At 33.1% G+C, this 15,210-nt stretch carries 12 protein-coding genes and 1 pseudogene; 2 read left to right on the top strand and 11 right to left on the bottom strand.

Annotated features, from left to right (window positions below; translation table 11 throughout):
* Positions 1-1,510: hypothetical protein (locus DW931_RS15650; RefSeq protein ID WP_347559456.1), on the top strand; the 1,510-nt coding region annotated here is incomplete at its 5' end.
* 399 nt (positions 1,511-1,909) lie between these two features.
* Here the strand turns inward: DW931_RS15650 and DW931_RS15645 are convergent.
* The 3 genes from DW931_RS15645 to DW931_RS15635 form a co-directional block, all read right to left on the bottom strand.
* Positions 1,910-3,670, bottom strand: coding sequence for an ABC transporter ATP-binding protein (locus tag DW931_RS15645; protein ID WP_182430034.1), 1,761 nt, complete (start codon positions 3,668-3,670; stop codon positions 1,910-1,912).
* A gap of 177 nt (positions 3,671-3,847) precedes the next feature.
* The gene (locus DW931_RS15640; RefSeq protein ID WP_118627012.1) at positions 3,848-4,681 is read right to left on the bottom strand and encodes a type II CAAX endopeptidase family protein; all 834 of its coding nucleotides are present in this window, start codon (positions 4,679-4,681) and stop codon (positions 3,848-3,850) included.
* 308 nt (positions 4,682-4,989) lie between these two features.
* Positions 4,990-6,981, bottom strand: a complete 1,992-nt coding sequence (locus DW931_RS15635) for a lanthionine synthetase LanC family protein (RefSeq protein WP_118627011.1) — start codon at positions 6,979-6,981, stop codon at positions 4,990-4,992.
* A 692-nt stretch (positions 6,982-7,673) separates the two neighbouring features.
* Between DW931_RS15635 and DW931_RS15630 the strand changes: the two genes are divergently transcribed.
* On the top strand, positions 7,674-8,189 hold the full coding sequence (locus DW931_RS15630) for a hypothetical protein (protein WP_347559455.1): 516 nt from the start codon (positions 7,674-7,676) through the stop codon (positions 8,187-8,189).
* 159 nt (positions 8,190-8,348) lie between these two features.
* Here the strand turns inward: DW931_RS15630 and DW931_RS15625 are convergent, their stop codons facing one another.
* The 8 genes and pseudogenes from DW931_RS15625 to DW931_RS15600 form a co-directional block, all read right to left on the bottom strand.
* On the bottom strand, positions 8,349-11,396 hold the full coding sequence (locus tag DW931_RS15625; RefSeq protein WP_182430033.1) for a lantibiotic dehydratase: 3,048 nt from the start codon (positions 11,394-11,396) through the stop codon (positions 8,349-8,351).
* Positions 11,397-11,544: 148 nt separating this feature from the next.
* A complete protein-coding gene (locus DW931_RS15795; protein ID WP_147353596.1) occupies positions 11,545-11,763 on the bottom strand; it encodes a hypothetical protein in 219 nt (72 codons plus the stop codon).
* Positions 11,764-11,908: 145 nt separating this feature from the next.
* Positions 11,909-12,301 carry a hypothetical protein gene (locus DW931_RS15620; RefSeq protein ID WP_118482607.1) on the bottom strand — a complete coding sequence of 131 codons (393 nt, stop codon included), beginning with the start codon at positions 12,299-12,301 and terminating at the stop codon, positions 11,909-11,911.
* Positions 12,302-12,368: 67 nt separating this feature from the next.
* The gene (locus DW931_RS15615) at positions 12,369-13,067 is read right to left on the bottom strand and encodes a DUF4367 domain-containing protein (RefSeq protein ID WP_118482606.1); all 699 of its coding nucleotides are present in this window, start codon (positions 13,065-13,067) and stop codon (positions 12,369-12,371) included.
* Entirely contained in the window at positions 13,064-13,582 is a 519-nt protein-coding gene (locus DW931_RS15610) for a sigma-70 family RNA polymerase sigma factor (protein ID WP_243036967.1), read from the bottom strand. Before DW931_RS15610 ends, DW931_RS15615 begins: the two co-directional genes overlap by 4 nt.
* Before the next feature lie 306 nt (positions 13,583-13,888).
* Positions 13,889-14,101, bottom strand: coding sequence for a transposase domain-containing protein (locus tag DW931_RS16525; RefSeq protein ID WP_333718306.1), 213 nt, complete (start codon positions 14,099-14,101; stop codon positions 13,889-13,891).
* Positions 14,087-14,728 (bottom strand): annotated as a pseudogene (locus DW931_RS15605) (IS66 family transposase); the annotation flags it as partial. The pseudogene DW931_RS15605 and the gene DW931_RS16525, both read right to left, overlap by 15 nt.
* Positions 14,697-14,876: an IS110 family transposase gene (locus tag DW931_RS15600; RefSeq protein ID WP_243015381.1), complete on the bottom strand. Its 180-nt coding sequence runs from the start codon at positions 14,874-14,876 to the stop codon at positions 14,697-14,699. The pseudogene DW931_RS15605 and the gene DW931_RS15600, both read right to left, overlap by 32 nt.
* Between the last annotated feature and the right edge of the window lie 334 nt (positions 14,877-15,210).

Here is a 15,210-nt window from a genome sequence, read left to right as displayed (position 1 = left end):
TTTTTTCGATTGGAGGCGATTTTATTTGTTACCTGTTAACTGCTGCAGTCATTCCGACTACCAAAACTTTGTAGTCAAAAATTTACGTAAATATTATCCTAACCCTGATTCCATAGCCCGCTCTACATGGGACATCATTGACCGTTTTTGGAATCTTGACCTTTCCTACACCAATGAAAAGCTTAAAAACAGATATTCTGTCTGTGGATCTAAGCCAAGAACTCCTTCCTGCATGCACCGCTCCTACCTGCTGTCTCTGGATTTTAAAGTTACCTCCCTCACTGAGTGGGCTGCACAACTAAAAATTAATCCTCTTTATGCTATTCTCAGTGGTTTTGAATTCGGTGATACTCCCGGTGTTGGTACTTTCTATGATTTTTTGAACCATCTCTGGGATTCTGATGAAGACAACATGACACCTCATATACATCCCATTAAGGTCACCGTTAAAAAGCCTTCTACAAAAGGAGCTAAAGCTAAATCTGTTGAAAAGGTATCTGTTGAGCAGCTCTTACAGGAACTGGAAGACACTTCTTTCTCCATTTCTGAACAGCCTTATGGCTCTCTGTTTGACCTTTATAATCAGGAATTCCTACAGCAGTCTGTTTCTAAAGGACTTATTAATCCCCATGCACTGGCTCTCGCCGGCGATGGTACTCCTTTTGTTACTTCTGCAAGAGAACGAAAGCATCGTGTTTGTGATTGTGCCTCTAAAGGTATCAATGACTGTTCCTGTAACCGTCACTTTTCCCAGCCTGATTGCGACATCGGATGGGATTCATCCCGTTCCTGTTTTTATCATGGATACGATTTATACATGCTGGTTGCTTCTGATTCAGAAAGCGATCTTCCTGTTTTTCCTTTGCTAAATCCTGCCTCAAGACATGATTCCCACGGATTTCTGCATGCCTTTTTCAGAATGAAAAGTTTTCTTCCTGATTTTCATGTCAAAAAGCTGCTTCTTGATTCTGCACATGATGCCATGCCTGTTTATAAATACTGTAAACGAAAAGGTATTACTCCTTTTATTGACCTGAATGAAAAACGGGGTATTAAAGCCAAATATAAAAATGACTTTACCATTGGCAAGGATGGGGTTCCTGTTTGTAAAGAAGGTCATCGAATGAATCATGACGGTTCAGAACCTTCTAAAAACAGAATTAAATTTCGCTGTCCTCTTGCAAGCAGAAAATACGGTTGTTCCTGTGAGCACCCTTGCTCTGATTCCAAATATAGAAGAACAGTTCACCTTGCCACAAAGGACAATCCACGATTAATCAACATACCACCGCGTGACAGTGACGAATGGAAAACGGAATTTAATGCAAGAACTTCTGCAGAACGTTCCAACAAACGTGAGAAATATGATTTTTTATTAGAAAACGGCAGACACCGCTCTAGTAAGATGTGGTACTGCCGCCTCTATAACATCATGATGCTGCAACATCTTGATGCATGGGATTTGCCCTATAAATCCACCCTAAGAAAGTTGATTTTAGAAGCGGCATAATCCTTTAGTTATTATACACCTTTTTTAGGCATAGCGACAGTTATGTCTGTTTCTCATGCTCATTTTTATTCATTTCGAATAATATTCACTTTTCAATGTTCATCACCAGCTGTGCTGGATATAATCACTCCGGATTCCGATAGATTATTTGTTCCTGTAGCAGACAGAGAACAAGTTTTCTCCGTATACAGGCTACATACTTTATACGTATTTAAAAGAGGAAAAATAACAAAAAAGTGTAAGCGCTGGAACGTTTACATTAAAAAACATGAAGAAATCGTAAGTCTTCTCGAAATCCTAGAACAATTCAAGCCTATCAAAATAACATTCAGAATATGTTATTGGGGCAGATAAGACCCCGAAACTATGATATTGTTACCATCTTACATTTAATACACTTTACTGCAATTCGTATAAATATTTGTAAATTCCTCCTTCAGATAAAAGCTGAGTATGACTTCCTTGCTGAACAATTTCTCCATCTTCCAGCACAAAAATCCTATCTATATTTTGAACAAAATTTCCAAATTTATGTGCAATAATTATTCCAAGCTTTTCATATAAAATTTTTTTATATAATTGTGCAATATAATATTCTGAAATTGCATCTAGCGCTGCATTCGGTTCATCAAGTATATAAACATCCGCATTTTTAATAAATGCCCGACATAATGCTACTTTCTGCCATTGCCCTATAGATATCTGCTTTCCTTCATCAAACCAATAGCCCAACTGTGTTTCCAAGTTATTAGGTGCTCTTTCGATTAATGACAAAATGTCAAATTCTCTTGCTATTTCCATTATATAGCTATCAGCATGAAGTAAATCTAAATTTCCATAAGCGATATTTTCTCTAATAGATGCCTCATATTTCCCAAAATCTTGAAAAAGAGCACCTAACCTTTCTCTGTAACTCTCTTTATCTAAAGTCTTCAAATTTAATCCATTAATAAAAATTTCTCCCTCATAGTCATCATAAAACCCCATTAAAATGTTTGCTAGTGTCGTTTTTCCGCTTCCATTCTTGCCTAAGATTGCATATGTACATCCTCTTTTCAATTCCAAATTAATATTTTTTAACACGTATCTTCCATTATCATTATATCGATAACTTAGATCAATTACTTTAATATTTTCAATAAGATCTATTTCTTTTCCATCGTTTTTTACCGAAGTCTCTTTTTTTAATAATAGAAATAATTGATCCAAATATAAACTTTGCTTTTCAATCTCTGCAAAATTATTTAACGTTGTCTGGATATTAGATTTAGTTTGCATTACAGCTCTAGTATAAGTAACAACATCTCCAAGTAAGATAACTCCCACTACACCGTTATAAATAATATAACCAAATATTAAACCATCCAAAATTTGTTCTATAATACCAAGAGCCACAATTTTTTGTTTAGATTCTTTTAAAATCTGAATATCCTGATTCATAAATATCTTTCTATTCAAATCAAATTTATTTAGAAAATAATCATATAATTTATATAGCCTCATTTCTTTGTTATAATTTCCATTTGTTATTAAATAGCTATAGTACCATGTTCTTCTTTCTTCATTTGTTCTTGCAATAAGAATATTAAACTGCTTTAAATTAATTTTTTTCAAAATAATGTATTTAATTAATGGTATCATCAAAACAAAGAAGAGTAACCAAGCTTTGAAATTCAATAACAGCGCCAAATAGGAAACTACTGTGATAGTAGTTCCAAAAACAGATACAACCAAATTAAAATAAGTAGTTATCTTCCCCTCACTTTCACTCTGAGCCCTTTGAATTATGTTATATGTTTCACTATCTTCATACTCCTTTAATGTCAAACTGCCAGCTTTTTTTAATACTTCTTTTTTTACATATAAATTTATTAATAAACTATATTTAGAGATAAGATATCCAAAAAAAGCTGTTAAAATTGTTTGTATTAGATCCAACGCTATATAAAAAATTATATAAAAAATTAAACTTTGATAATTAGTTTTTCCTGATTGCATCATGTTTAAAATAAATTGCATAATTGTCAAAGAAGTTACCGGATACAAACTATTGATTATCATAGATATAAATGTTATTACGATATATTTCGGTTCTATTTTCCATATTATTTCTATAGAATTAACGAAATTCGCACAAATATCTGTTTTATGTTCTTTCATGTTTATCATTACCTATCAACAATCTTTCAAATGATTTTCCCATAATTATTATATATCATCTGTCTTCTCCTAAATTTTTGCCTCATGTCTCTAACATCAAATAGCCCCATCTATTTGAGTTAATTATGAGTAAATCACTATACTTTATTTATCCTTTTACTAATATATTATATATCACTATAAACTGCATAAAAACACAAATAAAAAATAAACAAGAAACCACTCTGTACTAAATATTTCTTTATATTTTTCTTTGTCTTTTTTTATAGTAGCTAAATCAAATCGATTTATATAGTATTTATGAGTTTGAATCTTAAAAGCTTTTATGATAACAATTAATAAAACTAATAAGCCCGCATATAAAACTAAAATTTTTGAATACGATAGTCGGCTTATGTTTTCAATTAGACTGGCAGTATTTATAATTATATGCAACATTATTGAACTCTTCAAGTTATTCGTAACAACATAAATAATACCTAAAAACACACCTGCAAATATAACATATAGACTACTTTTAAAATGACCCATTGCAAAAACAACCGCAGAAACAATAATTGCAAATTCGTCTCCATCCTTTCTTAATTGTTCTAGTAAAATTCCCCGATAAATTATTTCCTCAATAATTGGTCCTAATATTGCATACGAGAATGCATCTAACGTTGTAAGCTTGATATTAGGATTATTAATTAAAAAACTTTTCAACAATGGTATCTGCACCGCAACATAACCGATTAACCTATATAATACCCCAAAATATACAATTAATAGAACTATACTTACACGTAATATGTTTGTTTTTCTTTTAGTAGTATCAAATTTTAGAATCATATTTTTACATATAAAAATAATTGGTAGTAAATTCACTATAATCATCCAGAGCACTGAAATCAAAATCTGACTGTCTATTCTCAAATATTGAAATAATTTTATTGGTATAAAGGCTGTTAAATGAAATAACAAACAAAAAACACAAACCATGTTCACAATTCTTTTTTCTTGATTACCCATATCCGTCTTGCATGATAATTATAGATGTAAATTACCACGCTTCCCTTTCTTTTATATTATAACACTTTGGACTTTTTAATTTTATATAGATTGTGACTGCTTTATAAAAATATATTGTTGTTGACTTTATATAAATTATTTATCACTTTATTATCAAAGCCTTTTCGGAAACATTCCCCCCCTATGCATCCATTGTCTCGCCGGTAGCGGAATCCTGTCGCTTCTAAACCATAGAAGGTTGACTGCCAGCTACTAAACAGTTAGATTAACTTTTACTAAAAATATTGATACAATCCCCACTATAACAGTTAATCTAACATCAGTAATTTATAAAATTTAGCATCTGGTTTTATAAATGATAACATAGTCAATGCAATCCCAGCTACCCCTTGTAAAAATGACATATCCATTTCATCGAAAAATTTATCACTTTTTGACTCATATTCAACTATAATTTTGTCTATACCTTCTGTTACTGTTCGTATAAATTCACTATCATCCCATTTTAAAGAATTTATGATAGCCAAGACACTAGCATATCCATGACATAATATAGATGAATTGAGATGAAAATTCGACCATGGTTGCAACAGTATTTTTTTCAAATCATCTTGATAAATTAATTCGCTTTTTTTGTCATTCATATAACTTGCTGCCTTTATAAGGCCTCTTGCAATACCAATGTTTCCATAACACCATCCCGCTCTATTTTCTCTTATATCACCATTGAATTTATTCTCAATAAAATCTTCATATTTTAACTGAGTAGGCCAAATTGGAATTCCATTATCATAACGTTTGAATATATCATAAATATCAAAAAGTTTTTTTATTGCATCTTCTATCCCTTTAACCCTATAACCCACATTATATGCTTTGCATAAAGAAACTAAAGGACCTACCATTCCATGAGCAACGCCAAAATTTAAATTACCATTCGGAAATGATATTTTTTCATCTTCTCTAAACTGTTCCTCACAAGATATATGTAAATTAATTACGAGTCTATCATTATAATAATGGTTTTCTGTCAAATAAATCAAATATTGTATTATTATTTCAATCTCCTTTTTTTCACTTTTACTCCATTGAAAATCTAAAAGATAATATAGATTCCCCGACAATCCATATACCAAATCGTAATCCTTTGCATTAGTTTGTTTCTTTTGTATTAAATAATTCGCTGCCTTTGTACTAGATATTTGCAAAAAAGTTTTTAAAAGAGATCTGAAAAAACCTTGAAGATGCCCTGTTTCTTCTGAGTAACGTTGCACAATAAATGTTTGAAACCCCAAACCACTTATAATTCCTAAAAATTGTTCTGAAATCCCATTCCGTTCAATGCTTTCTTTTATATCATGACATAGACGATATCCAATATCGTCCCAAATTTCTTTTTCTTTAATATATGGATAAACTTCGGTTAACACTAATAAAAAATCAGAAGCAAACAAAGGTCTTAGTTTTCCTGTCAAACATACTCTTAAATAATTTTCTATAACGTTTATTGCAAATTTATATTCTCTTTTATTTAATATATCTCCTTGCTCAACTTTAATAATATTATTTTTGTCAACACTAAAATCATCCTTAACAAGATTTAATTTATTCTTTTTTCTTATTTCACAAGCATATTCAAAAAAATCCTCACAATTATTTACAAAATTACTATTCCAATATTTTCTTTCATAATAAGCTCCATAATTACGAAAATATTTCCTCCATCTAAAAAAAGATTCTTCTAATTCAATTGATGAATAACCATAATTTAATTTATATTCATATAATATTTGTTGAGCCACATAATGTGTAAAATCATTTTGATTTTTCTTCTCTAAATCTATCCATATAAAATTGGCCAAATTTTTCATTCCTAACGATATCTGAACATTCTTCAAATATTCACTAACATATTCGCTTCCACTATTGCTGGCAGTAGTTAATGTGTATCCGAATTTACCTGCAAATTTAAGAAGATGACAATCTAAACACAATCTATCTATAAAACTCTTCATTACTCCCGAAACATTATTTACATAAACTGGTGACGCAAAGAATACTATGTCCACTTTTTGAATTTTATTTATTATCGCTTCCATGTTATCCTTATTTTGCAGTTGGCATCTACCGGTTTTAAAGCATGTTGAACATCCTTCACAATCTAAGATAATATAATCTTTTAAATGTATCTGTTCCCAATTTACTGTATACATTTTGTTCAGTTCTTGAGCTATATCCTTCATTAATTTACTAGTTATTGAATCTTTATTCTTACTTCCTATAACAGATAAAATATTCATACCCTATTGATCCCTTCATTCGTTTCGATTATTTGTAAACATCCATCACTAGTGTCTTAATTAATTCGCATTTTCAACGGTATTTTTTCAAACATCTGGATGCTCCTTTGCCTGAGGCGTAAGATAATCCAGTTTCGATAGGAATTCCTTCGACTGTCAGTAACACTCTCAAAATCTTTTCCTGGTCTACGCTGAGCCGCAATCTTTCAGTAGTTTTGTTTTTGGGCAAAACCACATTTTCTTCCATCTGTATTTTGCCCACGCGGAATATTCCGCAACCAAAAGTTTGACCGATTCCGGCCGTTCTGTATGTCTTTTCGTTGGAGAAATGTTCTTCAAGTCTTCTTTCAATTTATACATCCTTGAAATCTGCTTCAAATCATGAAATGCATCCGACTATTTTACGACATTCGGATCATTTTTACCATAACATTTACGATATCAGAATAATCACGTCTTATGAGACTGGCAGTTTGAATAATTCGGTCTCTGTGTCCCTAATGTCCGGGTATAGGAAACCGCAAATCCGTTTTTAAGGAAACCACCATTCCGGTGGTGGAAAACTTTATTATAAATCCTTTAGAATGTAATCATGCACCGAGAGGGGGAAATACATTCAAAGGAGGTCATGACTATGACCAAGTATCGAAAGATCCTCAAGCTTAGTGGTCTGGGACTCAATCAGCAGAACATTGCCGACAGCCAAGAAGACGGTCAATCGCGTTTTAAAGCGAGCTAAGGAATTTGATATTTCCTGGCTACTTGATGAAAACGATACCGATGCTGTACTTGAAGAAGAGTTTTTCCCTTCTGCAAATCAAGTCACATCCAATAAAAGGATGCTTGACTCCGCTTACATTCACAAGGAGCTGCTCCGCAATGAAGTCAGCAAAAAGCTTCTGTGGACAGAATACATGGAGGACTGCCGTGCTAACGGTGAGGAACCGCTCATGTATTCCCAATTCTGCTATCACATCCAGCAGAATGAGCAGAAACGACGTGCTACCATGCATATCAATCGTAAACCCGGCGAACGTTATAAAAGACATCAGACTTCTCTTCGAAAAAAAACAAGTACGATTTTCTCCGGTAATTCCTTCAGGCGATCTCGCGCTGTCCTTTGGGGTTCTTCTTTCTTGGTTTCAACAGAAGGATTTCTTCTGGAGCCGATTCTCGAAAGCCCTCATGATAGAGGACCTGCTTCCTGAAGGACAGGAATCTGTTCTTTGGTGCCTAAATTAAGATTCTCTCAAATACTATTTCGGATTGTTCCACTTTGGCAGGTAAGGATCCCATTGCTGCATTCATCCGCTCATTTATTCTTGTTATAAAGTATGGCATAAAAATCGTACTATAGTCTAAAAATACTATTTCTTTTTATATTCCAACCTTTTAAGATAATCATACAACGTGTGTCGTAACAAACTTCTATACTTTTGCTCTGTTGTTAATGATCCGTTTAATCTGTTGCAATACATATGGCTAAATGATAAAATTAAATGAGTCTTGTTTGTGCATAACATATTATCTTTTGTGTATAAATCCAGTTCATTACGATATTTTTTTATTTTCTCCTCCCATTTCATTAAAGAATCCAAATTTGAAAATCTCGCGTCGATATTTGATAAATTATCATTTAATATATCTTCAAACCATCTTAAATATACATTTCTTTTTGTCTTATAATCATTTCTATATTGCTCTCTTTGGTCTGTATCAATCAATTTAAATATATTCTCTAATTTATCTGTAAATAGTTTATATATCTTCGCAATTCCAACAAAGTATAATTTCTCTTTATCTTCCTCCTGTTCTATGTTAAAATTTGATAAGATTTCAATTACCAGTTGACTATCTAGGTAAAATATTGTTTCAGCATAATCTATTAATTGCTCACCACCATATCGATTTATTTCCCTTTTATAAGTATCAAAAATTACCTTTTCAACCATTCCACGTTTTTTTAATATATGAATCCATTCCATAATTCCTTTTAACTTAGTATATGCAGTATCTTCGTTTTGAAATTTTATTCTAAAGCGAATATGTTCACATGGATCGGAATAGCGAATAAAAAACCACTTTTCACAGTCTAACTCTTTAATCAACCGCGGAATTGACTTTGTTAGGAATTCATTTGTTCTAGTTCCTAATCCATATACCTTTATATAAATCCAACCTTCATCTCCTAATTCTAAAATTCGGTTAGCTTTTAAAAGTGCATATGAAGTATTTTTCATTTTCTGTATTGACTTTCTCTGAATAAAAGAAAACGTAAATTCTGCCTCGTATTTCTGTCCCCTTTCATCACTCAAAATTTCATCTTGCATAAATCCCGGCTCCAATTCGGTTAATTCAACTTGATTTGTTCTTTTAAAAGCAGAGTACAATATATCGTATGAATATCTCTTATTAAGATTTATAACAAGACGATTATCGCTTTCGCAAAAATACACATATTGATCAATCGAATAGTCATTTCTAAGCTTATCAAAACACTGTATAAATGAATTGATGTCCGTACATTTTATCGACTGATTACTAAATTTCCATGTCTTTAAAGACACTGTAAAATTATCAATAACAATTCTTGGCGTGAAATTATAGACATTTTCATATAACATGTATTTTCTTAAAGTTACATTATCTTCATATTCCTTTGAAATTGCATCCATAAAATAAAATAACTTACTACATAGTTTTGGGTTTAGCATATTGTCTGTAATAATTTTACATCTCTTGTTCAACTTCTCTGAAAATATAAATAATTTTTGATCCTCAGTCATTCCTATGCTTAAATCAGAAAGTAATACTCTTCCGTCTTCTTCGCCAATGCATGCAAGATCAAGATGGTATTTATGATTTCTTCTATTATTTACAACATTCCTAACCCTTCCCTTTCTTTGTATTTCTCTATATTCAATTAGAGCGTAGTCATTTTGAATCAGAAAATTTTCTTTTAAATAAACTTGATTATATTTATCAAACAAATCTTTATTATAAATATTTGCAAAACGCTGAAACATTTTTCCGGCTTTTTGCGAACCAAAATTTGGTCCGATTGAATAATGATATTGACCTGGTTGACGATCTTGATAGATAAAAAAGTTCATATCAAATGATACGGGATAACTAGGTGATACTATTTTTTCTTCTGATAAAAGCTTTTTTAATACTTGACTTTCGATTTTAACAACATCCCCATTATTAATTAAGGCTTTAACAATTTGTCTATCAATATATCCTTTGATAATAGCTTCTTTACCGGTTATAGTCCTTGTTTGTTTTTCTATCTTTGAAAGACCATTAAAGCCATTTTCATCTATCACCTCAAGTAAAGGAACTCTTACATTCGTTCCATATTCTTCTTCAAAATCATGCTTAAAAGCATTTAATTCTGAATATGTACCACTTTCTGGTAATAATTCTGAGTATACTTCGGCAAATTTTTCCAAATCTTCTTTAACTTTTTTAGTCAATGAAAAATCAGATGTTAATCCTTTATTTACCACTAAATAATTCGATGTTTTGTGAATTTTCTGCATTTTACTATATATATCCCGCAAAATACATGCATTTCCCTTCTCTTGGTAATCATCTATCGCTTTTTTAATATCTTGTAATTTGTCTACTAAATCATGTATATTGTCAAGATAGAGCAACTTATTGATTACATATTCTAACGGTTCATCGCAATAAGCTGGTAATCTTAAATCAGTCAGTAGATATTCATTTTCAATCAATTCCAGCAATATTTTATCGATTAAATTATTGCTTACATCTTCATAATATTCTTTTATTATCTCCACAAGTTTACTATAGGGAACAAAATTTTGAGTTGATTTAATTATAATACTAATCAATTCATTAAAACGAATACTACTATTTTCAAAACTTTCATTCTGTTCATTATCTCCATGGTTCGAAAAGTATGGGTTTTTTACTCGATCTCCTTTTATGTAACAGTTATTATTCCAAATTAATTCTATTTTAGGAAATAAATTGGCCTCTAATTCAATTTTATGAATTATATGCTCTAACCAATAAGTATCAACTGATACATCCTTTCGGTGTTTATCTGTCGATATTGTAAGAGAGTCTCTTCCAGAAAACTTCCCCAATCCAACTCCCGCAAACATACCATAAGGAGTAGGTCGTGTAGACATTCTAGTGATATACTTGCATACCCCTAATTCAAGGTTTCTATTTTTTTTAGGCTTTTCCGGAACACTAATTAGACTTTGATATGTCGACTGGCTTGCTAAAAGCAAAGCTTCCTCAAAATCGCCTTTAATTGTTTTATTCTCGTTTAAAAAGGAAATAACCCCCTGATCATAACTATCTATTTTTTTAAAAACTTCTATGGGCATACTAGGAATTCTGACCATAAATATGTCTTGACATTCGTAATTCATATTAGAATATTTTGTCCTTTCTTTCATGATTTCAATAATAAACTAGGGAGTGTTTAAACAAATAAAAAGAAACTTTGTTTATAACACTCCCTTTCAAAAGTATATTTATCATCCAATATTAGTATTTAGCAATCTGTTTTGTTTCAGACTAACATCTCATAATTTGCGGATCAGCTCTACGACAGGAAGTTGTCATATCACATGGAGAACAATCTGTTGAAGGACAATTACAAGTATTAGATCCATCAAAAGTAAAACATTCAGTTGCAAGAGTTTGTAAAATTGATACTACACTTTCAGCTTCACTCGCTGTATTATTGCTCATTACTTTTTTTAAATCCAAATCAAAGTCATCATATTTTCCCATATGTTACTCCTTTCCTTAGATAAATATACTTTTATACGTTTGTATTATTATGATTATACCAGAAATATCAATTTCATTGGCCTCATCACTTTCTATTCTCATGCAAACCATAGCCCCTTCTATTAAGGCTTATATATAATCATCTTTAATAAAAATATACGGTTGCACTTTCCAGAAGTGTGGTTCCGTTATAGGCATATCCGGTTATCTTTAAGCGATAACTATAGCTTTCCGATACCGGATAGGACTTATAATAGTGAACAGAGGTTCCGCTCTCAGATTCCGTCCAGGTTTTAATCGTTTTCCAGGATCCGTCCAACTGCTGCAGTTCGCATTTTGCCTTAACCTTATTCACACCGGTAGTAGTTGCATCGCAAAAGACCTCAACATCTGCATTTCCGTTACTGATCTCCAACACACCCTGGATTCCTCCGATATAAGACCACCGTGGTGTCGGGGATGCAAATGCAGTCATCGTGGCTGCCATTACTAAAATTGATGCTACTAATAAAACTACCTTTCTCTTGAAATTTTTCATGTTACATTTCCTCCTGTTTTTGTTATTTATTACTTATACGTTTGAAGGAAATGAAATATAACAAAATCTATTTAATACTTTCTAAAATTTTTACTGCATTGTTTTTATCAATTATCCCCGATATAAAGAACTGATGATTATCTTTATACATAAGCATCCTGACAACATTTTCTTTCACCGACAAAAATGCACGATTTCCATTAATATCTCTTTCTTCGGTTTCTGCATTTTCTGTATCCATGAAAAATCCCTTTAAATCTTCTCTAAAATACAAATTATAAGCTTGTCCTGTAGCATCATTTTCATAATGCAGTTCAAAATAATTATCTTCTTCTTTTACCTTGGTTACATGAAATCCTTCCAGAACATATGTCGGCTCATACATCTGATATCGACTGCTAAGTTCTGTCTGCACTTCTTCCACTCCATAATACGTTGACTTTTCCATTACCTCTGAAAAGAACCGAAATACCGGAAGTCGGAAGGCCTCCACCTGTGTCACGGTCACCGTAGTCAAACATAAAAATAATGCAATTCCGGCAGCTAACTGAAAATGTTTTTTCCTGCGATACGACTGATGCTCCACTTTATCAGCCATTTTAAAAATCTCCTGCATCCGTTTCTCATGTTCTTCTGAAAAGACATGCGGATGCTCAACATCCTCAGGAAGAGGATACTTCTTCATATCTTCATCTTGCTCCAACTGTTCTTCGAGCGCTAACTCTAATAAGTAATCGCTCTTTTTTTGTTTAAGATCCTTACTCATTTATTCTTCCGCCCTTTCAGTTTTTCATTTAACATAGATTTTGCTCTCATAAATCTGGTATTTACAGTAAATTCCGTAACATTTAAAATTCTCCCTGTTTCCTTCGCCGTCAAATGGTGGAGCAATCGAAATCTCAAAACATCTTGATATTTCTCATCAAGCTCATTAATAACTGCGATTAACTCTTGATAATCCTCTGTTTCTATATAAAGCTCCTCCACACTTTTACTTGCCTGAACAGCTTCGATATATTGAATTTCTTTTTCTGTTTTCCGAATAAAATCAATGGCTGTATTTTTCGTAATCGTAATCATCAGATTCTTACATCTGGGACGTTCAATATCAGCTTCGTCAATTTTCTTTAAAATTCCGATTACTTTTATGAAAGACTCCTCAACAATATCCTCAGCATCTTCAACGCACTTCGATATATCATATGCAACGAAATACATTGTATATTTATATAAAGAATAGATCCTTGCAAACTTTGATTTGTCCTCATCTCTGTCGATCATGTCACATAAAATAATCATAGTTTTTTCCTCTTTTGTGCATAAGATTCCAAATTATTATAGCAAAAGAATCTATTCTTGCAAACAGAAAAACTCTCCCGTGACAGTGTTGTCCCCTTCTTAATCATACAATGATTCATTCATGGTCAACTGAATTCCATTCTTTACAGACTCGATAAATATTAGCGGATATTCCTTAAGCACAACTATCAGAATATTTCTATGATCTTCCTGCTGATTAAAGAATATCGTAAACGCCTCATAGCGGGTACCTTGCCAGCCAAAAGCCGCTTTCGCGGCCTGGTTTGATTACTTCTTCAGTTTTCTGATATTATCTGGCAGCTTTTCCGACCATGGAAGCAGATCGTCTAAGAAGGCTCGATCCGTATCATCCATGTGCTTCGGGATCTCTGTCAGAAGATATTCAAAGTACTCGTATGGTTTTAAATTGTTCGCTTTTGCAGTTTCTGCAATGCTGTAAATAACAGCGGATGCCTTTGCAACGTTAATGGTGTCAATCATCTGCCAGTTTTTCTTGCCAACACAGAAGCCGCGAATGGCACGTTCCGATGCATTGTTGTCCATTGGCACATCTCCATCAGTCAAGAATACACGGAGATATTTTTCCAGATTCAGCATGTAACCGAATGCTTCTTTCAGTTTCGCTGTTCCTACTTCTGCTTCATGCTGTTTCAGGTACGCAAACAAAGCATCTACCAGCGGTTTTACAACCACCTAACGCTGAGCAAGTCGTTCTTCCGATGAAAGGTCTTGGAGTTTTCCTTCCTCCCGGTAGATTGCCTGGATCTGTTTTATAATCAGATAGGACGCGGATTCTTTCTGGGCTTCTTTTGGCACTACGGCGAGTACTTCATCAAAACGCCTGCGCCCATGAACCCAGCATCCCGCTATCGTCAGGTCTTCCCGCTCTTTTTCAAGCGTATGATAAACCTGATAGCCATCTGTTACGCAGATACCGGAACAATCCTTCAGAAATTCTCTTGGATGAGATGCATTTCTGGTTCGCTGATATTCATAAAGAATGATCTGCTTTTCCGGATACAGATAGCCAGATCGGTACACCCACATATAACTCTTAGAACCCGCACTTCGTCCATCACGATTCCATAACAATTCTGGTGTTGCCATTTAATGAACCCCGATAATCCGTGAGTTCATGAAGGCTTTGGGATGTGTGAGAGACATCGAAGGTGTTACGGATTACAGTACCGCCAGGCTGCAGGACTGCTACGGTACTCTTACCCTTTGAAACATCAATACCTACTGCATTGTACATTCTATGTACCTCCAAATGTGTATTTGCATGGATTCCAGCGTTTCTCATTGCCGATTCCATCTCCTGGGGTATCAAACGAACGTACAGTAGTAGTTCAACCTGCATAAATCGAACGGCTGCAATGACAGGCTGACTGACTGGCTTTCATACGGACGCTAATGGTCCTAGGATGTGTCGTCAGACCGATGCCTAATCATTATACAGCTTAAACAATGAGAGGATTAAGTCCTAACTGGCTGTTGGGTACTGAAACCCTACACTTATATATTAGGAAAAGTAATACCTTTTCGTTTACAGTATTTATAAACAGGCATGGCATCATGTGCAGAATCAA

The sequence above is a fragment of the Clostridium sp. AM43-3BH genome (genome assembly GCF_003479985.1).
Taxonomy (GTDB): domain Bacteria; phylum Bacillota; class Clostridia; order Lachnospirales; family Lachnospiraceae; genus Otoolea; species Otoolea fessa.
Note: the sequence above shows the minus strand (reverse complement) of the source record. Positions and strands in the feature narration are given on the sequence as shown.